23 protein-coding genes and 1 riboswitch are annotated in these 23,890 nt (G+C 71.9%); of the genes, 13 read left to right on the top strand and 10 right to left on the bottom strand.

Annotated features, from left to right (window positions below; all coding sequences use genetic code 11):
* Positions 1–153: 153 nt before the first annotated feature.
* The 3 genes from AB0J33_RS10120 to AB0J33_RS10130 form a co-directional block, all read right to left on the bottom strand.
* Positions 154–231, bottom strand: a complete 78-nt coding sequence (locus tag AB0J33_RS10120) for an Ms5788A family Cys-rich leader peptide (protein WP_310503780.1) — start codon at positions 229–231, stop codon at positions 154–156.
* 105 nt (positions 232–336) lie between these two features.
* A complete protein-coding gene (locus tag AB0J33_RS10125) occupies positions 337–1,125 on the bottom strand; it encodes a DUF2993 domain-containing protein (protein WP_363611872.1) in 789 nt (262 codons plus the stop codon).
* A gap of 104 nt (positions 1,126–1,229) precedes the next feature.
* Positions 1,230–2,288: a hypothetical protein gene (locus AB0J33_RS10130; protein WP_363611874.1), complete on the bottom strand. Its 1,059-nt coding sequence runs from the start codon at positions 2,286–2,288 to the stop codon at positions 1,230–1,232.
* Between the two features lie 240 nt (positions 2,289–2,528).
* On the opposite strand from AB0J33_RS10130, the gene AB0J33_RS10135 reads away from it, so the two are divergent.
* From AB0J33_RS10135 to pstB, 7 genes are all read left to right on the top strand, one after another.
* Complete coding sequence (locus AB0J33_RS10135) at positions 2,529–3,248, top strand: response regulator transcription factor (protein ID WP_363612376.1); 720 nt, start codon at positions 2,529–2,531, stop codon at positions 3,246–3,248.
* Between the two features lie 153 nt (positions 3,249–3,401).
* On the top strand, positions 3,402–4,277 hold the full coding sequence (locus AB0J33_RS10140) for a polysaccharide deacetylase family protein (protein WP_363611876.1): 876 nt from the start codon (positions 3,402–3,404) through the stop codon (positions 4,275–4,277).
* A gap of 61 nt (positions 4,278–4,338) precedes the next feature.
* Positions 4,339–5,265 carry a mycothiol synthase gene (mshD, locus tag AB0J33_RS10145; RefSeq protein WP_363611878.1) on the top strand — a complete coding sequence of 309 codons (927 nt, stop codon included), beginning with the start codon at positions 4,339–4,341 and terminating at the stop codon, positions 5,263–5,265.
* Between the two features lie 291 nt (positions 5,266–5,556).
* Entirely contained in the window at positions 5,557–6,657 is a 1,101-nt protein-coding gene (pstS, locus tag AB0J33_RS10150; RefSeq protein ID WP_363611880.1) for a phosphate ABC transporter substrate-binding protein PstS, read from the top strand.
* A 38-nt stretch (positions 6,658–6,695) separates the two neighbouring features.
* Complete coding sequence (gene pstC, locus AB0J33_RS10155) at positions 6,696–7,787, top strand: phosphate ABC transporter permease subunit PstC (RefSeq protein ID WP_363611882.1); 1,092 nt, start codon at positions 6,696–6,698, stop codon at positions 7,785–7,787.
* Positions 7,784–8,872, top strand: a complete 1,089-nt coding sequence (pstA, locus tag AB0J33_RS10160) for a phosphate ABC transporter permease PstA (RefSeq protein WP_363611884.1) — start codon at positions 7,784–7,786, stop codon at positions 8,870–8,872. Before pstC ends, pstA begins: the two co-directional genes overlap by 4 nt.
* A gap of 17 nt (positions 8,873–8,889) precedes the next feature.
* Positions 8,890–9,666 carry a phosphate ABC transporter ATP-binding protein PstB gene (gene pstB / locus AB0J33_RS10165; protein WP_238659680.1) on the top strand — a complete coding sequence of 259 codons (777 nt, stop codon included), beginning with the start codon at positions 8,890–8,892 and terminating at the stop codon, positions 9,664–9,666.
* Between the two features lie 197 nt (positions 9,667–9,863).
* On the opposite strand, the gene AB0J33_RS10170 is transcribed toward pstB, so the two are convergent.
* Complete coding sequence (locus tag AB0J33_RS10170; RefSeq protein WP_363611886.1) at positions 9,864–10,697, bottom strand: NUDIX hydrolase; 834 nt, start codon at positions 10,695–10,697, stop codon at positions 9,864–9,866.
* Between the two features lie 275 nt (positions 10,698–10,972).
* On the opposite strand from AB0J33_RS10170, the gene AB0J33_RS10175 reads away from it, so the two are divergent.
* On the top strand, positions 10,973–11,941 hold the full coding sequence (locus AB0J33_RS10175; RefSeq protein ID WP_363611888.1) for a Gfo/Idh/MocA family oxidoreductase: 969 nt from the start codon (positions 10,973–10,975) through the stop codon (positions 11,939–11,941).
* A 51-nt stretch (positions 11,942–11,992) separates the two neighbouring features.
* Here the strand turns inward: AB0J33_RS10175 and AB0J33_RS10180 are convergent, their stop codons facing one another.
* The 3 genes from AB0J33_RS10180 to AB0J33_RS10190 form a co-directional block, all read right to left on the bottom strand.
* Positions 11,993–13,000: an inorganic phosphate transporter gene (locus tag AB0J33_RS10180; protein WP_363612378.1), complete on the bottom strand. Its 1,008-nt coding sequence runs from the start codon at positions 12,998–13,000 to the stop codon at positions 11,993–11,995.
* 10 nt (positions 13,001–13,010) lie between these two features.
* Positions 13,011–13,637, bottom strand: a complete 627-nt coding sequence (locus tag AB0J33_RS10185) for a DUF47 family protein (protein WP_363611890.1) — start codon at positions 13,635–13,637, stop codon at positions 13,011–13,013.
* A gap of 128 nt (positions 13,638–13,765) precedes the next feature.
* Positions 13,766–14,707: a PPK2 family polyphosphate kinase gene (locus tag AB0J33_RS10190; RefSeq protein ID WP_363611892.1), complete on the bottom strand. Its 942-nt coding sequence runs from the start codon at positions 14,705–14,707 to the stop codon at positions 13,766–13,768.
* Positions 14,708–14,883: 176 nt separating this feature from the next.
* On the opposite strand from AB0J33_RS10190, the gene sigJ reads away from it, so the two are divergent.
* Positions 14,884–15,849: an RNA polymerase sigma factor SigJ gene (sigJ, locus tag AB0J33_RS10195; RefSeq protein WP_363611894.1), complete on the top strand. Its 966-nt coding sequence runs from the start codon at positions 14,884–14,886 to the stop codon at positions 15,847–15,849.
* 25 nt (positions 15,850–15,874) lie between these two features.
* Here sigJ and AB0J33_RS10200 read toward each other — a convergent pair whose 3' ends face one another.
* A complete protein-coding gene (locus AB0J33_RS10200) occupies positions 15,875–16,381 on the bottom strand; it encodes a DUF402 domain-containing protein (RefSeq protein WP_363611896.1) in 507 nt (168 codons plus the stop codon).
* A gap of 103 nt (positions 16,382–16,484) precedes the next feature.
* On the opposite strand from AB0J33_RS10200, the gene AB0J33_RS10205 reads away from it, so the two are divergent.
* A complete protein-coding gene (locus AB0J33_RS10205) occupies positions 16,485–18,689 on the top strand; it encodes an ATP-dependent DNA helicase (protein ID WP_363611898.1) in 2,205 nt (734 codons plus the stop codon).
* A 148-nt stretch (positions 18,690–18,837) separates the two neighbouring features.
* Here AB0J33_RS10205 and AB0J33_RS10210 read toward each other — a convergent pair whose 3' ends face one another.
* A complete protein-coding gene (locus AB0J33_RS10210; RefSeq protein ID WP_363611900.1) occupies positions 18,838–20,202 on the bottom strand; it encodes an AI-2E family transporter in 1,365 nt (454 codons plus the stop codon).
* Between the two features lie 105 nt (positions 20,203–20,307).
* Here AB0J33_RS10210 and AB0J33_RS10215 point away from each other — a divergent pair, with 105 nt between their 5' ends.
* Positions 20,308–20,646, top strand: a complete 339-nt coding sequence (locus AB0J33_RS10215; protein WP_030327790.1) for a co-chaperone GroES — start codon at positions 20,308–20,310, stop codon at positions 20,644–20,646.
* A 93-nt stretch (positions 20,647–20,739) separates the two neighbouring features.
* Positions 20,740–20,907: a hypothetical protein gene (locus AB0J33_RS10220; protein WP_363611902.1), complete on the top strand. Its 168-nt coding sequence runs from the start codon at positions 20,740–20,742 to the stop codon at positions 20,905–20,907.
* Positions 20,908–20,931: 24 nt separating this feature from the next.
* Here the strand turns inward: AB0J33_RS10220 and AB0J33_RS10225 are convergent, their stop codons facing one another.
* The gene (locus AB0J33_RS10225; protein WP_363611904.1) at positions 20,932–22,437 is read right to left on the bottom strand and encodes a PrsW family intramembrane metalloprotease; all 1,506 of its coding nucleotides are present in this window, start codon (positions 22,435–22,437) and stop codon (positions 20,932–20,934) included.
* A 23-nt stretch (positions 22,438–22,460) separates the two neighbouring features.
* Positions 22,461–22,581: riboswitch (SAM riboswitch) on the top strand.
* Positions 22,582–22,627: 46 nt separating this feature from the next.
* Here AB0J33_RS10225 and AB0J33_RS10230 point away from each other — a divergent pair.
* Positions 22,628–23,887 (top strand): aminotransferase class V-fold PLP-dependent enzyme, encoded by a 1,260-nt coding sequence (locus tag AB0J33_RS10230; RefSeq protein ID WP_363611906.1) that lies wholly within the window; start codon positions 22,628–22,630, stop codon positions 23,885–23,887.
* The last annotated feature ends 3 nt before the right edge of the window (positions 23,888–23,890 follow it).

The raw sequence follows: 23,890 nt of genomic DNA on the forward strand, positions 1-23,890 counted from the left end.
GTGTATCTGTCGCACCACGCGCGGGACCCAGCGGAAGGACGGGATCACGGGTTCGTGCGACGGCGCCGCTGCCGGGCGTTCGGTGGGATAACCGGAGGGTGCGAGAACCCTGTGCCGGTGGCCGCCGTCAGGCGGCCGGAGACAGCCCCGCCGTCAGATGACGGGGCGACACAGGCAGGTGGCCACGCGGCACAGGTCGACCGCGCGCCGTTTGGTGAGGTGGGTCCCCATGGACAGGGAGCCTACCAGCCAGTGACCGTGCTGACACTGGGCCGACCACCATCCGGGAAGCGCGGGGGCCGCCGAGGTTTTCGGCGTCCCACCGCGCCTCCGGCGTCAGCCGGCGGAGTTGATCGGCACGTTCTTCGCGTCGGCGGTGACCGCCAGCCCCTCCGGCAGTGGGCGGACCTCCCGGACCGCGAGCTGGAACGGCAGGTCGGGCAGGGGCACGTCGATGGAGATGCTCTTGGCGTAGTTGCTCAGGAAGGCGCGGGCCAGCGGCAGGTTCGGCAGACCCGCGGCGTCCAGGTCGTTGAAGCGCAGGGCGACCGCGCCGTTGTCGGCGACGGTGACGTCGGCGGTGCCACTGATGGTGAGCTTCTGACCGAGGATGTCGGCCGGGGCCGTGACGGTCAGCTTGCCGTTCTGCTCGCCGAGTGTGAGCCCTGGGCGGTTCAGCAACGCGGCCAGACTGTCGTAACTGATCGTGCCGGTGCCGTTGACCGTGTCCGCCACGACGTCACCCTGGCCGGTACGCAGGGTGTCCAGCGAGGCCCGCACGTTACGGGCGTCCACATCGAGCACCGGGAGGCGGACGGCGTCACCCTCGACCGATGCCTGCACGTCCCGCAGTTTGATCGAGATGCGCTGGTAGCGGCCGTCGAGCACCTGGGTGAGGAACGGGACGCCGGCAACCTCCACGTCCGGCTCGGCGGACTGCGCGCCCTGCTTGGCGATCTCCTGACGGACCCGGTCGGCGATGGTCCGCTCGGCCACCCCGACCGCGACCCGGTCGGCGACCACCAGCAGCCCGGCCAGGAGCAGGAGCAACACGAACAGCCCGATCAGCAGCTTGCGGCCGCGCCGTCGGGGTCGCACCTCGTCTGCCGGATAGTCCTGCGCCACGCCGCCTCCTGTCTCCGCCCGCCGCGCCGCGACGGGTCGTCCGTGCCGGTGCCGCCGGGCGGCGCACCCGTAGGTACCCGACCGGCCGCGCGCTCAACCGTGACTCAGAGGAAGAGCATGCACATCGCGTACGCGGCGGGCGCCGCCAGGGCGAAGCCCCCGAGCGGACCCTGCATGTGCCGGGCCACCCACATCGTGGGCGGTTCACCGGCCATCAGTCGGCCCGCCTCCGCGTACCCCACGGCGAGGTCGGAGAGGACGGCGGTGACCGCCGCGACCAGCCCGATCACGGCGGCCCGGGTCGGCGTGAAGGGCGCCACCAGGTAACTGCCGAGCAGCGCGCTGGTCAGCGTGCCGACCATCGCGCCGGCCACCACGCCGGCAGCGCCCCGGGGCACCTGCGGGGCCAGCCGGGGCCAGGGCAGCACGGCGTCGGTGAGCCGGGCGATGGTCAACGCGACGCCGCTCGCGGTCAGGCAGACGGTGATCGCCTGGGTGCCGGCCGGGATCCGGCTGAGCACGATCAGGGTGCCGAAGGCCACCACCCCGACCACGATGAGCAGCGTGGCGCCGAGTGAGTCGGTGACCCGGACCCGGTCGACCCGGCGGACCAGCTGGCCGAGCACCGCGGCGAGGAACCCGCCAGCGGCCAGGTAGCCCAGCGGCGCCAGACCGGCGACGTCGGTCTGCACCGCGGCGATGTCGGCCAGCGCCGCGACCGCCGCGCTGATCCCGGCGACCACCAGCAACGCGGGCGGGCGCATGGCCATCGTCCAGGCGAGCACGAACAGCAGCTGGACACCGAAGATGATGAAGGCGAACGGCAGCCGGTGGCCGGGGCCCGACGTCTGCGCGCCGAGCACCAGGCCGACGCCGAGCAGCGCGGCGAAGCCGGCGATGGTCAGGGCCAGCTGGCGGCGCACCTCGACCGGGGGTACGACCTCCTCTTCCGGCTCGTCGATCTCGTCTTCGGATCGGCGGGCCGGTTCGCCGGCACGACGGGCACGGCGTGGCCCACCCCGTTCGCGGCGATCGCCATCGGTGGTGGCCGGACCGGTACGCGGCGCGGGCGGGTTGCCGCGGGTCGGTGTGGCGGCCGGGCCCGGGTGGGGCCCGGCGGGCCACGATTCGCGGCCGGCCTCGGGCGAGGTGGAGGGAAACACGACCCGATCGTGCCAGACCGACCGGCCGACGCGGTGGTCACGGGTTTCGGCGACGTTAAAATCTGCGCCACGATCAGGGGCAAGGTAGACAAACGGGAAATGGCCTGACGGCGCGGCCGAGGCGATCGGTTACGCTCAACCCGTTACCCGCCCGTCAGCGACGCCGGGACCACGCAATTTCTCAGCGCACTCCTGGTGAGTGCGACTGGTCGCGTGCGGCCGAGCGCCGCCGGGACGGAGGTGATCGTGGAGATCCTGCTGCTGGTGACCGCGCGCGCAGGGGAACCGTCGGCTGTGCTGCCGGCACTCGACCTGCTGCCGCACTCGGTCCGCACCGCGCCGCGCGACGTTCGCACCCTGGTCGCGGGCCCCAGTCCGGACGCGGTGATGGTGGATGCCCGATCGGAGTTGAGCGAGGCCCGGGCGACCTGCCGGATGTTGCACGCCACCGGGCTCGGTGTGCCGCTGGTCGCGGTGGTGACCGAGGCCGGTCTGATCGCGTTGAACGCCGACTGGGGCGTCGACGACGTCATCCTCGCCTCGGCCGGCCCCGCCGAGGTCGAGGCGCGACTGCGGTTGGCGGTGGGCCGGCTCAGCAACGCGACCGCTGGTGCGGGTGGCTCGATCCGGGCCGGCGAGCTGACCATCGACCCCGACACGTACGCGGCCAAGCTCAAGGGCCGCCCGCTCGATCTCACCTACAAGGAGTTCGAGCTGCTGAAGTTCCTGGCCCAGCACCCGGGCCGGGTGTTCACCCGGGATCAGCTCCTGCGTGAGGTCTGGGGCTACGACTACTTCGGCGGCACCCGCACGGTGGACGTGCACGTCCGGCGACTGCGCGCCAAGCTCGGCTCGGAGTACGAGTCGATGATCGGCACCGTTCGCCAGGTCGGCTACAAGTTCGTCGTTCCGCCGTCGCGGTCGCTTCCCGAGCCGGAGCACGCGCCCCTGCCGGTCTGATCCGCGGGTCACCCGGACGATTTCCCATATGCCCTTTTTGCGCAGCTTGGCAGCTCTATTCTGACTGCCGGGTTTGTCGGAGAAAGGGGCGACGGTGCGCGCACTGAACACGGGGGCGACGGGCCGGCCTGACCGGCGAGCCGGGTGGAAGCCGTGACGCGGGGAAGCTCGACCGCGCGGACCGCAGGGATCGTGACGCTGGTCGTGGTGGGGCTGCTCGGCTCCGCGTACGTGCTGGGCCGCAGCCTCGTCCCCGACCAGACCCCACGGCACTCCACCGGCGTGACCACGAGCGCCGACGGGCCGCACTACGCCGACCAACCCAGCGTCGGCGAGCCGAGGGTCGTCCCGAGCGCCAGCCCCAGCGCCAGCACCGGCCCCGCCGAGACCGGTCAGGACGGGTCCGGACCCGACGCCGGCGACGACAAGCTGTTCGGCGCGCACGCCACCACCGGCACCCCGCGGCTCGCGCTGACCTTCGACGACGGGCCGGACCCGCGCTACACCCCGCAGGTCCTCGCCATCCTGCGCGAATACGACGTGCACGCCACGTTCTGCGTGGTCGGCGAAAACGCGCAGGACCACCCCGACCTGATCCAGGCGATCGTGAGCGCCGGGCACACCCTGTGCAACCACTCCTGGCACCACGACGTCGGTCTGGGCGCCCGGTCGGCCGACGCGATCCGCGCCGACCTCGTACGCACCAACGCGGCGATCCGGGCGGCGGTGCCGGACGCGCCGATCGTCTGGTACCGCCAGCCGGGTGGGGCCTGGACGTACCCGGTGGTGTCGGTGGCGCGGCAGCTCGGCATGACCCCGCTGCACTGGTCGGTGGATCCGTCGGACTGGGATCTGCCCGGCGCCAGCAAAATCACCGCGACGGTGTTGACCCAGGCCGAACCCGGCTCGGTGGTGCTGCTGCACGACGCCGGTGGCGACCGCCAGGGCACGCTGGACGCGCTGCGCCGGATCCTGCCCGACCTGACCGCCCGGTTCGAGCTGGAGGCACTCCCCACCGACCCGACGTGAGCCGCCGCGGCTTTGCGACGACGGTTCGGGCGGCACGACAGGCAGCGGATACGGTGGCGAAATGAGCAGCGCGGAGCCGACCAGCGACCAGGTGACCCGGACCGACCGACTGGCACCGGCGGAGATCGCCGACGTACTGGCCCTGGCCGGCGTCGCGGGTGACACGGACGGCGCGAACCCACTCGACGAACACGTCCTGCTCCGGCTGCGTGAGCCCGACGCCCCCGCCGTGCACCTGATCGCCCGAGCCGACGACGGGACGCTCACCGGCTACGCGCACCTGGACACCACCGACCCGGTCAGCGGGATCGGCGTCGAGCTGGTGGTGCACCCCGCGTACCGCCGGCGGGGCACCGGGCGGGCGCTCGCCCGGGGCGTACTCGCCTCGGCCACCGGGCCGCTGCGGGCGTGGGCACACGGCGACCACCCCTCGGCCGCCGCACTCGCCGTCGACCTCGGTTTCACCCGCGCCCGGGTGCTCTGGCAGTTGCGCCGACCGTTGGCCGCCCCGCTGGGCGAGCCGCGCCTGCCCGACGGGGTGGCGCTGCGCGCGTTCCGACCCGGGGTGGACGACGCCCCGTGGTTGGCGCTCAACGCGCGGGCCTTCTCCGAGCACCCCGAGCAGGGCCGCTGGACCTCGGAGGACCTGCGGGTCCGCCTCGCCGAGCCGTGGTTCGACCCGGCGGGTTTCCTGCTCGCCGAGGAGACCGCGACCGGCCGGCTGCTCGGTTTCCACTGGACCAAGGTGCACGAGCGGCCCGGGTCGGCCCGGATCGGCGAGGTGTACGTCCTGGGCGTGGAGCCGACCGCGCACGGCGGCGGGCTCGGCCGGGCGCTGACCACCGCCGGGTTGGCGTACCTGCGGGACCGGCGCGGCCTGGACCGGGTGATGCTCTACGTGGACGAGTCGAACACCGGGGCGGTAGCGCTCTACGAACGGCTGGGCTTCGCACGCTGGTCCGCGCACATCAACTACCACCTGGGCTGACCGGCGGCGCTCGCGCCGACCGGGTCACCGGTGGGTAACGGCCAAGCATCGGCGAGATAACACTGAACCGGATATATACCCATACTTCCGACAGGTGTACCCCGGTTCACTTAACGGACAACTCGCCCTCAGCAAGCGGTCACCTTGACGGCCGTACGTGTTCACCTCGCGTTCATTTGCGACCGGCGAACCGGCTACCTGGCACTCCTAACTTTCGTGTCAGCCGGTCAGCGCCGGTCCTCGGGCCCCGGGAACGGGGTGCCAAGTCAGACGCGAAGGGAAACCCCTCAGGTGAAGCTCCAGCGGTACGGCACTATTGCCTGCCTCGCTCTTACTGCGACGCTCGGTCTCAGTGCATGCGGCTCGGACAACAACGAGCCCAGCACCAGCGCTTCGGGCTCGGCCGCCGCGGTCGACTGCGCCACCGGCACGGTGAACGCCCAGGGCTCGTCGGCCCAGAAGAACGCCATGGACGAGTGGATCAAGGCGTACCAGCAGAAGTGCCAGGGCACCACGATCAACTACGAGCCGTCCGGCTCCGGCGCCGGCATCACGGCGTTCATCAACGGCACCGCCGACTTCGCCGGCTCCGACTCCGCGCTCAAGCCGGAGGAGCAGCCGAAGGCCGACGCCAAGTGCGCCGGTGGCGCCGCCATCAACCTGCCGATGGTCATCGGCCCGGTGGCGATCGCCTACAACCTCAACGGCGTGGACAACCTCCAGGTCAAGCCGGCCACCCTGGCGAAGATCTTCGCCGGCAAGGTGACCAAGTGGGACGACGCGGCGATCAAGGCCGACAACCCCGGCGTCACGCTGCCGTCGACCGCCATCCAGGCCGTGCACCGCTCGGACGAGTCGGGCACCACCGACAACTTCACCAAGTTCCTCTCCAAGACCGCCGAGGCGGACTGGACCCTGGGCAACGCGAAGGCCTGGAAGGCCCCGGGTGGCGTGGGCGCCGCCAAGTCGGACGGCGTTGCCAGCAAGATCAAGAGCACCGACGGCACCATCGGCTACGTCGAGTGGTCCTACGCCGAGAACGCCAGCCTGAAGATGGCCAAGGTCGGCAACGGCGCGGGCGAGTTCGCCGCGCTGACCGCCGAGTCGGCCGGTAAGACCATCGCCGGCGCCAAGATCGAGGGCCAGGGCGACGACCTCAAGATGTCGATCGACTACAACACCAAGGAGGCCGGGGCCTACCCGATCGTCCTGGCGACGTACGAGATCGTCTGCAGCAAGGGCCTCGCGGCCGACAAGCTGAAGCTGGTCAAGGGCCTGCTCGGCCACGCCGCCAGCGCCGAGGGCCAGGCGTCTCTCACCGAGCTGGGCTACGCCCCGCTGCCGGAGACGGTCCGCACCAAGGTCGAGACCGCGGTCAAGAACCTCTCCTGACCCGACCCCACACCTCCGCAACCGAATCGAGCGAGCAGATGGGTGAAACCCCTCACCGCTCGGCCGACGCCGGCACCGGCGGGACGCGCGTGACCGAAAGTCACGAGCGGCCCGCCGGTGCCTCGGCGCGTGTGGCCGAGGCACCAGTCAGCACCCGTTCCCCTGACGGTTCCGGGCTGGGCGGCGGTGGCGCGCTGCCCCGGGCCCGCGCTTTCGGCGCCGAGCGGGCCTTCCACGGCCTCACCCTGGCCGCCGGCACGACGGTCCTGGTCATCATCGTCGCCATCGCGGTCTTCCTGATCGCCAAGGCGATCCCGGCCCTGCGCGACAACACCGCCAACTTCTGGACCTTCGAGGGTTGGTTCCCGAACGACAACCCGCCCACGTTCGGCATCGGCGCGCTCGCCTTCGGTACGGTGCTCACGGCCGCGCTGGCACTGCTCATGGCAGTGCCGGTGGCGATGGGCATCGCGCTCTACCTGTCCCACTACGCGCCCCGGCGGCTCGGCAACGCGCTCGGCTTCCTGATCGACCTGCTGGCCGCCGTACCCAGTGTGGTGTTCGGCCTCTGGGGGCGCGACTACCTCATCGGCCCGGTCACCGATCTCTCCGGCTGGCTGAACAAGTACTTCGGCTGGATCCCGATCTTCGGCGGCGACGGCCCGTACGGTAACTCGATCCTGCTCGGTTCCCTCGTGCTGGCGATCATGGTGCTGCCGATCATCACCTCGCTCACCCGCGAGGTGTTCCTCCAGACGCCCACCGCGAACGAGGAGGCCGCTCTCGCGCTGGGCGCGACCCGATGGGAGATGCTGCGCACCGCGGTCCTGCCGTACGGGCGGCCGGGCATCATCGCCGCGGTGATGCTCGGACTCGGTCGGGCGCTCGGCGAGACCATCGCGCTGGCGCTCACCCTCGGCGCCACCTACAGCATCTCGTTCAACGTGCTGGAGTCCGGCGGCAACACCATCGCCGCCAACATCGCCAACCGGTTCGCCGAGGCGAACGACACCGGTCGCGGTGCCCTGATCGCGTCCGGTCTGGTGCTCTTCGCGATCACGCTGGTCGTCAACATCATCGCGCGGGCGATCATCTACCGCCGCCGGGAGTTCACGGAGTCCGCCGCATGAGCACCACGGTCACCTCACACCGCACCCGGCCGCCGGCCCAACCGGAAACGCTGCGGACCCGGCGGCTGCCCGGGTACGCCGCACCCGCCATCGCGGTGGCCGCGTTGGCGCTCGCCGCCGCCATCGTCTACGGCGCGGGCATCGGCGGACCCGTCCTCGTCATCGTGCTGGGCGCGCTGCTATACCTGGCCGGCCTCTTCGCGGCGGCCAACGCCGTCGAGGGGCGACGAGCGGCCCGCAACCGCACCTGGAGCGCGCTGATCCACTCCGCGTTCGTACTTGCCGTGGTGCCCCTCGTCTCGGTGGTCTGGACGCTGCTCAGCAAGGGTGTCCAGCGGCTGGACGCCGACTTCTTCCTCACCTCGATGAACAACATCGGCGCCCGGGACCCGAACGGTGGCGCGTACCACGCCATCATCGGCACCCTGGAGCAGGTCGGCATCGCCGTCCTGATCACCGTGCCGCTCGGCCTGCTCTGCGCGATCTACATCGTCGAGTACGGCCGGGGCAAGTTCGCCTTCGCGATCCGGTTCTTCGTCGACGTGATGACCGGCATCCCGTCGATCGTCAGCGGCCTGTTCGTGCTGGCGTTCTGGGTGCTGATCGTGTCGCCGTGGTTCAACGACGGCCGGCCGAGCTTCTCCGGCTTCGCCGCCGCGCTGGCCCTGGCGGTGCTGATGCTGCCGACCATCGTCCGCTCCACCGAGGAGATGTTGCGCCTCGTCCCGGCACCGCTGCGGGAGGGCGCGTACGCCCTCGGCGTGCCCAAGTGGAAGACCATCCTGCGGGTGGTGCTCCCCACCGCACTCCCGGGCATCGTCACCGGCGTCATGCTCTCCATCGCTCGCGCGGCCGGCGAGACCGCCCCGGTGTTGCTGATCGCCGGCGGTGGCGCCGCGATCAACTTCAACCCGTTCGAGAACAACCAGTCGTCCCTCTCGCTCTACGTCTACCAGCAGGCCGGAAACGCGTCGAAGTACGCGCCGGAGCGGGCGTGGACCGCGGCACTCACCCTGGTCGCCCTCGTGCTGATCCTGACGATCGCGGCAAAGCTGCTGGCCCGTCGCAACAGGCTCAGCCGATGAACCCCGGAGGTACCACCATGGCCAAGCGCGTCTCCGCCTCGAACGTCACCGCGTACTACGGCGGCTTCAAGGCGATCGAGAACATCAACCTGACGGTCGAGCCGAAGACGGTCACGGCTCTGATCGGACCGTCCGGTTGCGGCAAGTCGACGTTCCTGCGGTCGATCAACCGGATGCACGAGGTGCTGCCGGGTGCCCGGGTCGAGGGCAGCCTGACCATCGACGACCAGGACATCTACCACCGGGACGTGGATGTCACCGCGGTCCGGCGCACGATCGGGATGGTCTTCCAGCGGCCGAACCCGTTCCCCACCATGAGCATCTTCGAGAACGTGGTGGCTGGGCTGAAGCTCAACGGGGTCCGCAAGAAGTCGATCCTGGAGGACGCGGCCGAGAAGGCCCTGCGCGCGGCGAACCTGTGGGGCGAGGTCAAGGACCGGCTGGGCAAGCCCGGCGCGGGCCTCTCCGGCGGTCAGCAGCAGCGGCTCTGCATTGCCCGGACCATCGCGGTCGAGCCGCAGGTCGTGCTGATGGACGAGCCGTGCTCGGCCCTGGACCCGATCTCCACGCTGGCGATCGAGGACCTGATGTTCCAGCTCAAGGACAAGTTCACGATCATCATCGTGACGCACAACATGCAGCAGGCCGCGCGGGTGTCGGACCGGACCGCCTTCTTCTCGATCGAGAAGACCGGCGACCCGGGCCGGCTGATCGAGTACGACAACACCCAGAAGATCTTCAGCAACCCGAGCGTGAAGAAGACCGAGGACTACATCACCGGCCGCTTCGGCTGAGCCGACCGCGTCCGGTCACCGGCGCCCCGCCCTCCCGGCGTGGGCGCCGGTGCCATGTCCGGCCCACCCCGCCGCCAACACCCGTCACACCTCCAAGATCGCGCTCGAACATGAAAGTAGGGGCCTCCTTCCGCAACGACACCACTACTTCCTGGGATCTTGCGGTGGCGGTGGCGGTGGCAGGCGCGGGCGGGGGGTCAGGCCAGGAGGAACCGGGGTTCGCCGTTCGGGGGCAGATCCAGGCGCGGGGTGACCGGGCTGGCGGCGTCCCGATCGGCCGCCGTCCGCGCCACGCCGGCCAGGTCGCCGGCCGCCGCCACCTGGGCCAGCGTGACCAGGGTCGGTGGCAGCATGGTCAGCTCGCCGGCCTGCGCGCGGGCCAGCGCGTCCGCCGGCCGGATCCACAGGGTGTGGTCGGCCTCGCCGGAGACGTCGCGGGTCCGTTGCCCCGCCGGCAACAGGGCGACGAAGAAGTACGTGTCGAAGCGGCGCGGCTCGAACTCGGGTGTGATCCACCGGCTCCACGGCAGCAGCAGATCCGATCGGAGGGTGAGCTGCCGGGCGGCGAGCAGTGCCGCGAAGCCCAGCCGACGCCCCTCCAGGTCCTGCCGGGCCGCCTCCCAGTCGTCACCGCTGACGTCGCCCACCACGGTCTCCCGGTTCGGGCCGGCGAGCAGCACACCCGCCTCCTCGAAGACCTCCCGGGCGGCGGCGCAGACCACCGCCTGCGCGGCCTGCGGGGCCACACCGAGCCGGTCCGCCCACTCGCCCGGTGTCGGGCCGGCCCAGTCCAGGTGCGCCTCGGAGTCGGAGCGGTCCACCCCGCCTCCGGGGAAGGCGTACATCCCGCCGAAGGTCATCGCGGCGACCCGGCGGATGACGTACACCTCGAAGTCGACGTCGGTCGGACGCAGCAGCAACACGGTGGCCGCGATCCGCGGTGTGGCCGGGGTGCCACCCTCGGCCTGGAACCGGCGGGCGTGCTCGACCAGGGCGGCCGGCGCGGCGAAGCCGTCACTGTCGATCGTCATGCCCGCGAGCCTAGTTCCCGACAGCGCGATCGCCGGCCGCACGCCGAGCCGGCGAACGTCGGCTCGGTCGGGTCCGGTTGGCGGCGTGCGCGTTATGACTCAGAGGCATGAATATGCCCCAGAGGCATAGCGCTCATCGGGGCACGAGGCCGAGGCGCACGCCGGGCAGCGAGAGCACGCCGGACAGCGGGAGCACGCCGGACAGCGGGAGCACGCCGGACAGCGGGAGCAGGCCGGGCAGCGGACGGTTCACCTGGCTCGGCTAGCGTTCCGGCATGACTCGTTGGGGCATCCTGGCCACCGGCCACATCGCCAGCCGTTTCGCCGAAGACCTCCGGCTGGTGCCGGACGCCGAGTTGGTCGCGGTCGGCTCCCGCGCCGCGGACAGCGCGCAGCGCTTCGCCGACACGTACGGCGCGAAGCGCGCCTACGGTTCCTGGGTGGAGTTGGCGGCCGACCCGGAGCTGGACGCGATCTACGTGGCGACCCCGCACTCCGCGCACTACGAGGCGGCGATGACCTGCCTCACCGCCGGCCGGGCGGTGCTGCTGGAGAAGCCGTTCACCCTCGATCTGGCTACCAGCACCGAGTTGGTGGAGACCGCCCGCGCCGCCGGGGTCTTCCTGATGGAGGCCATGTGGATGCGGACCAACCCGCTGATCCTGCGCGCGGTCGAGCTGATCGAGGACGGGACGATCGGCACGGTGACCGGCGTCCGGGCCGACTTCGGGGTGGCCGGGCCGTTCCCGCCGGAGCACCGGATGCGCAACGCGGCCCTGGGCGGAGGGGCCCTGCTCGACCTGGGGATCTACCCAATCAGCCTGGCCCACCTGCTGCTCGGGGTGCCGCAGCACATCCGGTCCTGGGCCCAGCTCGGCCCGGAGGGTACGGACGAGAACACCGGCATCCTGTTCGGTTACGACAGCGGCGCGCTGGCGACCCTGAGCTGCGGCATGGTCGGGGCGAGTGAGCTGTCCGCCTCGATCACCGGCAGCACCGGTCGGATCGACCTGCCCGAGCCGTTCTTCCGGCCGGGTTCGCTGACCCTGCACCGGGCCGGCGCGGAACCGGAGACGATCATCGCGGACGAGGCCGGCAACGGCTACCAGTACGAGGCGATCGAGGTGCAGCGTTGCCTGGCCGCCGGGCTGACCGAGAGCCCGGTGGTGCCGCACGCGACGACCCTTGAGGTGATGGCCCTGCTGGACACGATCCGCGAGCAGATCGGCGTGCGTTACGAGTGAGACGAACGGCCCCGGTCGCGGTGACCGGGGCCGTCGAGGTGCCGGGTCCGGTCAGCCGAAGAGCGGCCGGACCAGCAGGTAGGTGATGCACGCGATCAACGCGGCGGCCGGGAACGTGATGATCCAGGCGAGCACGATGTTGCCGGCGACGTTCCACCGAACCGCGGAGAGTCGTTTGGTCGCGCCCACACCCATGATCGCCGAGGTGATGGTGTGGGTGGTGGAGATCGGCGCCTTCAGCACCAGGGCGTTGAAGTAGAGCACCGCGCTGGCGACCGTCTCGGCGGCGAAGCCCTCCGGCGGCCCCAGGTCGATGATCTTGCGACCGAGGGTACGGATGATCCGCCAACCACCGGCGTACGTGCCGAGGGCCAGCATCGTCGCCGAGGTCCAGAACACCCAGCCGGGGATGTGCGTCTTGCTCTCCTGAAAACCGCCGGTGTAGAGGGCCAGCACCACGATGCCCATGGTCTTGGCGGCGTCCTGCATACCGTGACCGACCGACATGGCGGCCGCCGAGGCGGTCTGCGCCCAGCGGAAACCCCGGTTGAGCTTGCCCGGCTGGCCCTTCCGGAACAGCCAGAGGATGGCCAGCATCAGCAGGTAACCGAGGGTGAGACCGACGATCGGCGACAGCACCATCGGCAGCAGCACCTTCTCGCCGATGTTGCCCCACTGCACGATGCCACCGGTGGACAGCAGGGTCGCGCCGACCAGGCCGCCGAACAGCGCGTGCGAGGACGACGAGGGCAGACCGAAGTACCAGGTGATCAGGTTCCAGGCGATCGCCCCGAGCACCCCGGCGAAGACCACGCCGAGGCTGTTCACCCCGGTCGGGAGGGTGACCAGACCGTCCCCGACGGTCTTGGCGACGCCGGCGCCGAAGTGCGCGCCGACGAAGTTGCCGACCGCGGCGAGCCCGAGGGCGATCCGGGGTGTCAGCGCCCGGGTGGAGACGCTTGTCGCGATCGCGTTGGCGGCGTCGTGGAAGCCGTTGGTGTAGTCGAACGCCAGGGCTACCCCGATCACCGCCAGCACGGCGATGAGTTCGGGTGTCACAGTCACAGGATCAGGACTCCTTGACCGCGATGGTCTCGACGGTGTTGGCCACGTGCTCGAAGGCGTCGCAGGCGGCCTCCAGCTCGTCGGCGACCTCCTTCATCTTCAGCACCGTCAGCGCGTCGTACTCACCGGAGAAGAGGCGGACGAGCAGCTGCCGGTTGATCCGGTCGCCCTCGTTCTCCAGCCGGTTGCACTCGATCCAGTAGTCCTCGAGATCCTTCATCGACTTCAGCCGGGGCATCGCGTCGGCGGTCAGCTTGGCCTGCTGGTCGAGCACGTTGACCATCTCGTGCAGCTCGCGGGGCAGCGCCGGCAGCTCGGTCAGCCCGTACAGGTAGAGCAGGTCGCCGACCGCTTCCAGGTGGTCCATGACGTCGTCGAGCAGCGAGCCGAGCCGGTAGATGTCCTCCCGGTCGAACGGGGTGATGAAGGTTGAGTTGATCTTCTTGTACAGGTCGTGGGTGATCTGGTCGCTGTCGTGCTCGACCTCGGTCAGCCGTTCGCTGACGGACTGCACGTCCACGCCGGGCAGGGCCAGCTCGTTCAGCAGCTCGGTGCCCCGGACCAGGTTCTGCGCGGCCCTGGTGAAGAGCTCGTAGAAGGCGCCCTCGGTGGGGCGGAAGGAAAACTTCACAGCACAGACCTCGTCGCGTCGGTGGAAGGGTGGCGGCGCCCGATGAGCGTCCGCCCGGTGAATGCTAGGAAACGGCGGATCCGCGAATTCGCCGGCCCACCCCTGGCCAGGCGTCATTCACCGCTCGTTCACCTGCCGTTCATCTCGGCCGCCCCACCCGTACCCGCTCCCCCAGCCAGGAGGCGCTCCCGCTCCCGCGCCACGTCGAAATCGGCAGCCGGATACCCCAGATCGAGCGTGTCGAACGTCTCACGCAGCAGGTGGGCCACCGCCCAGTCCCGATACCACTTGCGGTCCGCGGGCACCACGAACCAGGGCGCGACGTCCGTCCCGCACCGGCTCAGGGCCTCGGCGTACGCGGCCTGGTAGTCGTCCCAGTGCCGCCGCGAGTCGATGTCGGAGGGGTTGTACTTCCAGTGCTTGCGCGGGTCGACGAGCCGATCCAGCAGGCGCTCGCCCTGCTCGGCGTACGAGATGTGCAGCATCACCTTGATCAGGGTCACGCCGCCCTCGGTCAGCTCCCGCTCGAAAGAGTTGATCTCGTCATAGCGGGCACGCCAGGTCTTCTCCGGCACGAGCGAGCCGACCCGGGCGATCAACACGTCCTCGTAGTGCGAACGGTTGAACATCCCCACGTACCCGGGCGGCGGCAGCTCCCGGCGGATCCGCCAGAGGAAGTCGTGCCGCAGCTCCTCGCGGGTCGGCGGCCCGAACGAGCGGATGTGCAGGCCCAGCGGGTTCATCGCGCCGGCCACCCGCTTGATCGTGCCGTCCTTGCCACCGCAGTCCATGGCCTGCAACACCAGCAGCACCCGGTGCGCCGGCCGCTCCGATCCGGTCTTGGCCATCGCGAAGAGCATCTCCTGCTGCCGGCCCAACTCCTCGCCGACCAACTCCACCTGCTCCCGCGCCCAGGTCTTCCGGTGCTCACCGCGATCCGCCGGACCCGGCAGGCCGGGCATGGACCGCGGGTCGATCGCGCCGAGATCCACCGGCGCGCTGACCCGCAGCAGCTCCCGTACGGAGCCGCCGTCCGGCGCCACGATCTGCCCTTGCTGGGGTGCGCTCATGCACGGATCATCGCCCACCCACCGCCGATCCGCCCGTCGAGAGCCAGCTCCGGACCCCCGTGGGCCGCCGCCCGACTGCCGCCCGCGGCGACCCGTCCCGGGCGGGGTCACCGGCGGGCCCGGTCGGCGGGAGGATGTAGGCCAGGACGGGGTGCCGACCGGGGAGGTGGTGGGTCGTGCGGGACCTGGCGACGGAGTTCGAGGCCGAGCGGGGGCGACTGCTCGCGGTGGCCCACCGGATGCTGGGCAGCCGCAGCGACGCCGAGGACGCGGTGCAGGAGACCTGGCTGCGTTACGCCGGGGCGCTGGCCGACCCGGCGGCCCGCGCCGAGATCCGGGAACTGCCCGCCTGGTTGACCACCACCTGCGCCCGGATCTGCCTGGACGTGCTCCGCTCGGCCCGGGTCCGCCGGGAGGCGTACCCCGGGCAGTGGCTGCCGGAGCCGGTGGTGACCCCGGTGGGCGGCGGCCCGCCGGCCGACGGGTACGCGCCCGACCCGGCGGAGCGGGCGATCCGCACCGACCAGGTCGGCACGGCGCTGCTGGTGGTGCTGGAGCGGCTCGCGCCGGAGCAGCGGGTCGCTCTCGTGCTGCACGACGTGTTCGCGCTGCCCTTCGCCCGGGTCGCCGAGGTGCTCGGCACCACCGAGGTGGCCGCCCGGCAGCTCGCCTCCCGGGCGCGTCGCGCGATCACCGCGCCGGACGTGCCCCGGCACACCGCCGACCCGGCCGAGCAGCGCCGGGTGCTCAGGGCGTTCGTCGCGGCCACCGAGTCCGGCGAGCTGGAGCAACTGGTTCAGGTGCTCGCGCCGGACGTGGTCTTCGTCGGCGACTCCGGCGGGCACTTCCCGGCGGCCCGTCGACCGGTGCTCGGCGCGGACGCCGTCGGTCGCCTCACGCTGGGCCTGTTCGGCCGGACCGGCCGGTACGTCGACCGGGTGCGGGCTCGGCTCGTGCTCGTCGACGGCCTGCTCGGCCTCCAGATGGAGACGGTGCACAGCGACGGGCGGCCGCTCCGCCTGGTCAGCGCGTTCGCGGTGGACCAGGGCCGGATCACCGCCATCTACAACCAACTCAACCCGGAGAAGCTGACCGATCTGCCGCCGCTCGACGCCGACGACAGCTGGCCGCCACGCTGGTGAGCCGGCCCGACCGGGCGTGCGGCGTTCAGACCACCAGGGCCAACCACTTGCGGTACGCGGTGGCGAACGGCTCGGTGCCGTCGCCCAGGGCCCCGAACAGCCGCTGCGCCGCGGCTTCGGCCTCGGCCACCACGTCGTCCGGATAACCGAATCGGGCCCGGTGCTCGGCGAACTCGTCCTCGTCGAGCAGCTCCACCAGGCCGGTGGCCCGACGCCGGACGACGTCCAGATCCAGGTCGATCAGATGGACGGTGTCGTCGGACTCCCAGCGGGCCGGGGTCGTGATGTCGCAGTAGACCTCGCTGGTGCGCGGCGGCGGGTTGAACATGGTCGTCCACCAGGCGCGATGTGGCACCAGCAACACGAACGGGATCTTCTCCACCGATGGCCGGCCGTGGTAGACCGACTCGGTGCCCTCGGGCACGCCGAGCCAGATGCCGAGATCATCCTCGGTGAGCCGGCGGGCCGGGTAGTCGCGGTGGGCGCTGCCGTCGTACTTGCGGTAGATCACTCGGACCATGTCGCTCGGCATGATTCGCACCCTAACCGATACAGCCCAACGCGTCGTAGCGCGACCGTAACCGGACGGCATCGGTTGCACGGCCCTGCCTGGCCGGCATCGCGCCACGCGGCGGATGGGCGCGGCTGGTGTCGGCACCGCCGGGTACCGTCGCACGGTGACTCCGCCCCGCACCGCCACCGGTTCCGCCACCCCCTCGGCCCGCGCCGGGAGCCGGCGGCGGGGTGCCCGGCCCAGCGGCACCGAGTTGCTCGCAGCGGCGGTCGGCGCGGTGCCCGGCGGCGCCGAACGCCCCGGCCAGCTACAGATGACCACGGCCATCGAGGAGTGCGTGTCCGGCGGCGAGCACCTGCTCGTGCAGGCGGGCACCGGCACCGGCAAGTCGCTTGCCTATCTGGCACCGGCGCTCACTGTGGACGGTCCGGTGGTGGTCTCCACCGCCACCCTGGCTCTGCAGTCCCAGCTGGTCGACCACGACCTGCCGCGGCTCGCCGACGCGGTCGAGCCGGTGCTCGGCCGCCGGCCCACCTTCGCCGTGCTCAAGGGCCGCCACCACTACCTCTGCCTCGCCCGCCTGGACAACTCCACCGAGGAGGAGCCGGAGGACGCCCTCTTCGACGCCCCGGCGGCGCGCCCCGGCGGCGGGACGAAGTGGCTCGGTGAGGCGGGCCGGTTGGGCAAACAGATCGAGCGGCTGCGCGACTGGGCCGAGAAGACCGCCACCGGCGACCGCGACGAGCTGGACCCGGGCGTCGACGACCAGGCGTGGCGGCTGGTGTCGATGCCGGCCCGGGAGTGTGTCGGCGCGACCCGGTGCCCGTTCGGCCAGGAGTGCTTCGCCGAGGCGTCGCGGGCCCGCGCCCGGGAGGCCGACATCGTGGTGACCAACCACAGCCTGCTCGCGGTCGACATGCTCGCCGACCGGCACATCGTGCCGCCGCACAAGCTGCTCATCGTGGACGAGGCGCACGAGCTGGCCGACCGGGTGTCCTCCGCGGCCCAGGCGGAGCTGGTGCCGGAGCTGATCGACCGGACCACCCGACGGGCCCGTACGCTGCTGCGGCCGGAGACCGCCGACGCACTCACCGCCGCCGGTGACGCCCTCGCGGTCGGGTTGGCCGAGGCGCCGGCCGGGCGGATCACCGCCGGGCTGCCGACACCGTTGCGTGAGGCGTGCACGCTGCTCGACGCGGCGACCCGCACCGCCCTGGACGCGATCGGCGACATCAAGGCCGACGACCCCGACCCGGTCCGTAAGCAGCAGGCCAAGGCCGCGCTGGACGAGCTCTCCACCACCGCGCAGCGGCTGCTGGAGGAGGCCGACCACGACGTGGCCTGGGTCGAGAAGAACGACAGCGGCACCCGCCGGGCGCTGGTGGTCGCGCCACTGTCGGTCGCCGGCACCCTCGCCACCCACCTGTACGACGAACGCACCGTCGTCGCCACCTCGGCCACCCTGGCGCTGGGCGGCCGGTTCGACACGGTCGCCCGCGCCCTCGGGCTGGACGCGCCACCGCCCGCCCCGCCGACCCCCGCCGCCACCGCGTTGGCCGCCCGCACCGGCCCAGGTCGTCCGGCCGCCGAGACGCCGGGCCGTCGCCTCGCTGGCGACGTCACCCCGAGCGCCGTCGTACCGGCCACCGAGGGCCCCGGTTGGCGCTCACTCGACGTCGGTTCGCCGTTCGACTACGCCCGGCAGGGCATCCTGTACGTCGCCGCGCACCTGCCCCGGCCCAGCGTCTCCGGGCTGCCCGAGGCCGCCGGTGAGGAGCTGCTCGGGCTGGTCGAGGCGCTCGGTGGTCGTACTCTCGGGCTCTTCTCCTCCCGGCGGGCCGCGCAGCAGGCGGCGGAGCTGGTGCGGGCGCGGACCGACCTGCCGGTGCTGCTCCAGGGCGAGGAGGCGTTGCCGCTGCTGGTGCGTCGCTTCCGCGAGGAGCGCGCCAGCTGCCTGTTCGGGGTGATGTCGCTCTGGCAGGGCGTGGACGTGCCGGGTGACGCCTGCCAACTGGTCGTCATCGACCGGCTGCCCTTCCCCCGCCCGGACGAACCGCTGGCGGCGGCCCGCGCGGCGGCCGTGGACGCGGGCGGCGGCTCCGGCTTCGCCGCGGTCAGCGTGCCGATCGCGGCGGTACGACTGGCTCAGGGCGTGGGCCGGTTGATCCGGGCGACCGGCGACAAGGGCGTGGTCGCGGTGCTCGACTCCCGGCTGGAGACGGCCCGGGGCTACGGGCCGTTCCTGCGCCGCTCACTGCCCCCGTTCTGGTACACGACCCGTCCCGAGGTGGCCCGCGGCGCCCTGGAACGCCTGGCCAAGTCCTGACCCCCGCCGCGCCCGCGCCGCGTGCGCCCGCGCCGTGGGGGCAGTTCAAGATCGGGCTACAACCTGGAAAGAGTGGCCTCCCACTGTCGGGAGGCCACTCTTTCCAGGATCGAGCGTGATCTAGGGGGTGCCGGGCGGGGCGGTTGGTCTAGGGGGCCTGCGAGGCGACGACCACGGCGTCGGGCGGGGTGTCCGGGACCCTGCGGGCGGCGAGCCTGCGGACCGCGGTGTTGAGCACCGCGATCAGCGGCACGGAGACCAGCGCGCCGGTGATGCCGGCGAGGACGACACCGGCGGCGATGCCGATGATCACCGCGAGCGGGTGGAGGGCGACCGCCCGTCCCATGATCAGCGGTTGGAGCACGTGGCCTTCGATCTGCTGCACGCCGATCACCGCACCGAGGATGATCAACGCGGTGACCGGGCCGCTGTCGACGAGGGCGACCAGCACCGCCACGCCGCCGGAGAGCGCCGCACCGACGATCGGGATGAACGCGCCGAGGAAGACCAACGCGGCCAGCGGGAAGGCGAACGGGATGTCGAAGATGACCAGGAAGATGCCGATGCCGACCGCGTCGATGAAGGCGACCAGGACGGTCGCCCGGACGTAGGCGACGAGTGTCTGCCAGGAGGCGCGGCCCGCGTCGTCGACCTTCCACCGGGCGGCCACCGGCAGTAGCCGGACCAGGAATCGCCAGATCCGGCTGCCGTCGCGCAGGAAGAAGAACGTCGCGAAGAGGACCAGCAGCGTGCCGGTCAGCACCTCGGCCAGCGTGGCAGCGGTGCTCAACGCGCCGCTGGTGAACCTCGACGTGTTGTTGTTGATCCAGGCCTGCGCCTCGTCGATGTAACGGTCGAGTTGGGTGTCGGAGAGGTGCAGCGGGCCCGTCTTCAACCAGTTCTGGATCTGCCGGACACCCTCGGACGACTTCTCGCTCAACTCCGGTACGCCACGGATGAACTCGTTGACCACCAGCGTCAGCGTGCCGATCACCGCGGCCAGGCCGCCGACCAGCACCACCGCCGTCGCCAGCGACCGGGGGAACCGGGCCCGCAGCAGCCAGCCCACCGCCGGGGCGAGCAGCGCGGAGAGCAGCAGCGCGATGGCCAACGGAATGATCACGATCTTGACGGTGCTGACGATCCGCAGCAGGGCCCAGGCCACCACGCCGATCACGATCAGTCGCCAGCACCACGCGGCGGCGATCCGCAGCCCGTGCGGAACGTCGGCGTCGTCCCGACTGGAGGTGGAGTTGTGCAGGTCCGCCGCAGGTTCCGCGCCGTACACCGTGGCGCTCGTTGGCGCGGTCGGCCCCGGCGCGGCCGGCGATGCCACCCGTGCCGCCTCCGACGCACCGTCCAGCGCGTCACTCGGAGTGCGCTCGCCGACGCGCGTCGACTCCTGTCGTGACTGGTAGGCGCGGCGAAGCCGCCCGCGTACCCGCTCGAAGCGGCTCAAGCGCACCTCCTGGCAGAAAACCCGGCCCGCCGACGGCGACAGGTCGGACAGCATACGTCCGTTCCCGACACCGTGGGGCGGTTCAGCCACACAATGCCCCGACCACCTCCGGCGTAACCACCGGCCGGCCGCCGTCGGCCACACGGTAGCGTCTGCGGGGTGACCGCCGACAACGATCTCGACGCCGGCCTGCCGATCCGCCTGCTGCACGACCGCGTGCTGGTACGGATGGAGGGCAGCGAGGGCGAACGCCGCTCCACCGCCGGCATCGTCATTCCGGCGACGGCGGCGGTCGGCAAGCGTCTCGCCTGGGCCACCGCGGTCGGGGTGGGGCCCAACGTCCGCGCCATCGTCTCCGGCGACCGGGTGCTCTTCGACCCGGACGACCGCTCCGAGGTCGAGTTGCACGGCCGCGGTTACGTGCTGCTACGCGAACGCGACGTGCACGCCGTGGCCGCCGAACGGATCGAGAACGACTCGACCGGCCTCTACCTCTGACGCACCTCCCCCGGCCACCGGGCCCCGTCCCGCACCGTTTGCCCGGCCCCACGACGGGAAGCCATCCGGCGACCGTGGCCCTGGGGAGGGACGATGCCGGTATTCGTGAAGAAGCTGTTGACCTGGGGCTTTGTCGCGTTCCTGATCTACTTCGTGGCCTTCCGGCCGGACGGCGCGGCGCAGATGTTCCGGACGATCGGGGCCGCCCTGATCGCGATGTTCCAGGGCTTCGGTGACTTCCTCACCTCCCTGATGAGCTGAACGGTCAGCCGGCGACCGCCCGCCTCAGGGGTGCGCCGGCGGCCAGGGCGACGCCGGTCGTGGGCCGGGCCAACCGGGCGGGGCGTACCCGGGCGGGGCCGGGGCGGGCGCCAGCACCACCGGAATCGGCACCACCGGCTCGTCCGGCGCGTCCACCGACCGCTGCGTACCGTCCGGGAAGCGCAGGTGGTAGCGGCTGCCGTCCCAGACGCCCACCGGGGCCTGCGGGTCCCGACCGACGAAGAACGACCGGTACGAGCTGATCGCGTCCAGCAGTTCCCGCTCCTCGCGGGCGGTCCGCTCCTGGTCGGCGGGCTTGCGGTCCAGCCCGCGCAGCGTCCCGTCGCGCAGCAGGGCCAGTCGGGTCGCGGCGGACTGGTAGCCGCGCATCGCCCGCACCCCGGCGTCGCCGGCCACCCGCCGCGCCCAACTGCGGGCAGCGTGCCGTCGGCCGAGGCTGCTCAACGCGGCCACCTCGGGTGGGCTGAGCCAGCCGGCGCGTACGTAGTCGGGTAGCGCACGCTCGGTGAGCCGCCCCTCCCAGGCACGCAGCCACAGCGCCAGCCCCACCGTGCCGAAGAAGACCGGCACCATCAGGCCCAGGAAGCCGTACAGCATGATCACGGCCTCGCCGGTGGCCTGGGTCAGCGTGGGCAGCAGGTTCCAGGTGCCGTGCAGCATCATCGCCAACAGCAGACCGGCGATCGGGGCGAGCACCCGGATGCGCCGGTCGGCCGTGCGGGAGGCGATACCCAGCCCCACACCCGTCATCGAGGTGAAGAGCGGATGGGCGAACCCGAACAGCAGGATCCGCAAAATGAAGATCGCGATGACCTGCTGGATGCCGGTGGCCGGGCCGTACCGGTCGGCGCCGGACGCGTAGCCCAACCCGCCCAGGTAGAGGATGTTCTCCACCATCGCGAAGCCGACCGCGGAGAGCCCGCAGTAGACCAGGCCGTCGGTGATCCCGGACCACTCCCGGCGGCGGAACACCAGCAGCAGGATCGGGCCCAGCGCCTTGGTCAGCTCTTCGATGAACGGCGCCACCAGCACACCGGTGAGCGCGGACGGCAGACCCCAGTCGGCGAAACGGTTGGCGGCGAAGTCGTTCACCGTGAGCGAGGCGGCGGTGGAGACGAACGCACCCCAGGCGAAACAGAAGATCAGATACTTCAGCGGCTCCGGTTCGTACCGGTCCAGCCAGAGGAAGCAGGCGACCAGCACCGGCACCGGCAGGATGGCGGCGACCACGCCGATCAGCAGGGCCTGCGCCCCGAGTGACTGGCCGAGCGTGAAGACCATGAACACCGCGCACGCCGCGATCAACAGCACCACCCCGGCCAGCACCAGGAACCGCCGCCAGCCCAGTCGGCGCAGCGGCATCCGGGGGGCTTCGGCACCGGCCGGGGCGGTGGGCGCGGACGGGGCCGTGGGCGGGGCGGACGCGGGCGACGGCGGCAGCGGTGAACCGGGCGGGGTGTCGGCCATGCGGTCAGCGTAGCCATCCACTGCCGGCTGGTTCGGTCGCATCGGTAGCCGCTATGCTGCCGGCAGGTCACGAGCGCCAGCGTCAAGCCCCGGCTTGCTGGCCGGCAACCCTCGTCGAGTTCGCGGTGGGGTGCCCCGGGTGATGACCGGGCCCAGCCCGATCGGTGTGCTGGGCAAGCGCGGACCCCGTCCCGATGCCGCACCCGGGGTCCCTGACCCCGGAGGTTCCGGCATGTCCGTCACCTGCGTCCCCTCGCTGCCCACCCTTCCCGCCGCGCCGTCCGCGCCGCTCGACGTCCTCGGCGTGCCCGGTGAGATCAACCTGGACTACGCGGCCACCGCGCCGTGCGCGCGGGCCGCCGCCGACGCGGTGGCCGAGCTGCTGCCCTGGTACGCGAGCGTGCATCGCGGCGCGGGAGCGCTGTCGCGGCGCTGCACCCTGGCGTACGAGCAGTCCCGGCAGACGATCGGTGACTTCTTCGGCGCGCGCGCCGACGATCACGTGATCTTCACCCGTAACACCACGGACGCGCTCAACCTGTTGGCCCGGGCCGTGCCGGCCGGCACGACGGTGGTCACGTTCGCCGGGGAGCACCACGCCAACCTGCTGCCCTGGCCGCGCGGCTCGGTACGACTGCCGGTGCCCTCCGAGCCCGACGGGGCGGTACGCGACCTCGCCGCCGCCCTCACCGAGCTGCGCCGGGGCAGCAACCCGGCGCTGCCGGTGCTGGTCGCGGTGACCGGTGCCAGCAACGTGACCGGTGAACGGTGGCCGGTCGCCGAGCTGGCCCGGGTGGCCCACCGGCACGGTGCCCGGATCGTGCTCGACGCCGCGCAACTCGCCCCGCACGCCCCGGTCGACCTGCTCGCGCTCGACGTCGACTACCTGGTCGTGTCCGGTCACAAGCTGTACGCGCCGTTCGGCGCGGGGGTGCTGATCGGCCGGGCGGACTGGCTGGACGCCGCCCCGCCCTACCTGGCCGGCGGTGGGGCCACCAGCCACGTCGGGCCGGCCACCCATGACGTGACCTGGGCGACCGGGCCGGCACGACACGAGGGCGGCACCCCGAACCTGCTCGGCGCGGTCGCGCTGGCGGCGGTGTGTGCGGCGCTCGACGACGCGGACCGGGTCGCGCTTGCCGCCCGCGAGCAGGCCCTGCTGGCCCGGCTGCGGACCGGCATCGCCGCCCTGCCGCACGTGGTGGAGCTGCGCACCTTCGGCCCGGACGCGCCCCGGGTCGGCATCGTCTCGTTCGTGGTCGCCGGCTGGGATTCCGCCGAGGTGGCCGCGCGGCTGGCCAGGGAGCACCGAATCGGCGTACGGGACGGTTTGTTCTGCGCCCATCCGCTGGCCCGGCGGTTGCTTGGCGAGGCGGCGGGGCGTACCGGCCGGCGGGACCTGCCGCCCACCGCGTTGCGTGCCAGCATCGGTCTGGGCAGCACGGCCGCCCAGGTGGACCGGCTGATCGCGGCGCTGGCCGAGCTGGGCTGAGGC

The sequence above is a fragment of the Micromonospora sp. NPDC049645 genome (genome assembly GCF_040675155.1).
Lineage (GTDB): Bacteria > Actinomycetota > Actinomycetes > Mycobacteriales > Micromonosporaceae > Micromonospora.

What these genes read in the sequence shown, in the direction of transcription:
- AB0J33_RS10175 (WP_363611888.1), top strand. Translation starts at nt 10,973, where the DNA reads ATGACTCGTTGGGGCATCCTGGCCACCGGCCACATCGCCAGCCGTTTC.
- AB0J33_RS10190 (WP_363611892.1), bottom strand. Translation starts at nt 14,707, where the DNA reads ATGAGCGCACCCCAGCAAGGGCAGATCGTGGCGCCGGACGGCGGCTCC.
- AB0J33_RS10205 (WP_363611898.1), top strand. Translation starts at nt 16,485, where the DNA reads ATGGGCGCGGCTGGTGTCGGCACCGCCGGGTACCGTCGCACGGTGACT.
- pstB (WP_238659680.1), top strand. Translation starts at nt 8,890, where the DNA reads ATGGCCAAGCGCGTCTCCGCCTCGAACGTCACCGCGTACTACGGCGGC.
- AB0J33_RS10230 (WP_363611906.1), top strand. Translation starts at nt 22,628, where the DNA reads ATGTCCGTCACCTGCGTCCCCTCGCTGCCCACCCTTCCCGCCGCGCCG.
- AB0J33_RS10120 (WP_310503780.1), bottom strand. Translation starts at nt 231, where the DNA reads ATGGGGACCCACCTCACCAAACGGCGCGCGGTCGACCTGTGCCGCGTG.
- pstC (WP_363611882.1), top strand. Translation starts at nt 6,696, where the DNA reads ATGGGTGAAACCCCTCACCGCTCGGCCGACGCCGGCACCGGCGGGACG.
- AB0J33_RS10170 (WP_363611886.1), bottom strand. Translation starts at nt 10,697, where the DNA reads ATGACGATCGACAGTGACGGCTTCGCCGCGCCGGCCGCCCTGGTCGAG.
- AB0J33_RS10225 (WP_363611904.1), bottom strand. Translation starts at nt 22,437, where the DNA reads ATGCGACCGAACCAGCCGGCAGTGGATGGCTACGCTGACCGCATGGCC.
- pstA (WP_363611884.1), top strand. Translation starts at nt 7,784, where the DNA reads ATGAGCACCACGGTCACCTCACACCGCACCCGGCCGCCGGCCCAACCG.
- AB0J33_RS10200 (WP_363611896.1), bottom strand. Translation starts at nt 16,381, where the DNA reads ATGCCGAGCGACATGGTCCGAGTGATCTACCGCAAGTACGACGGCAGC.
- AB0J33_RS10220 (WP_363611902.1), top strand. Translation starts at nt 20,740, where the DNA reads ATGCCGGTATTCGTGAAGAAGCTGTTGACCTGGGGCTTTGTCGCGTTC.
- mshD (WP_363611878.1), top strand. Translation starts at nt 4,339, where the DNA reads ATGAGCAGCGCGGAGCCGACCAGCGACCAGGTGACCCGGACCGACCGA.
- AB0J33_RS10210 (WP_363611900.1), bottom strand. Translation starts at nt 20,202, where the DNA reads ATGCTGTCCGACCTGTCGCCGTCGGCGGGCCGGGTTTTCTGCCAGGAG.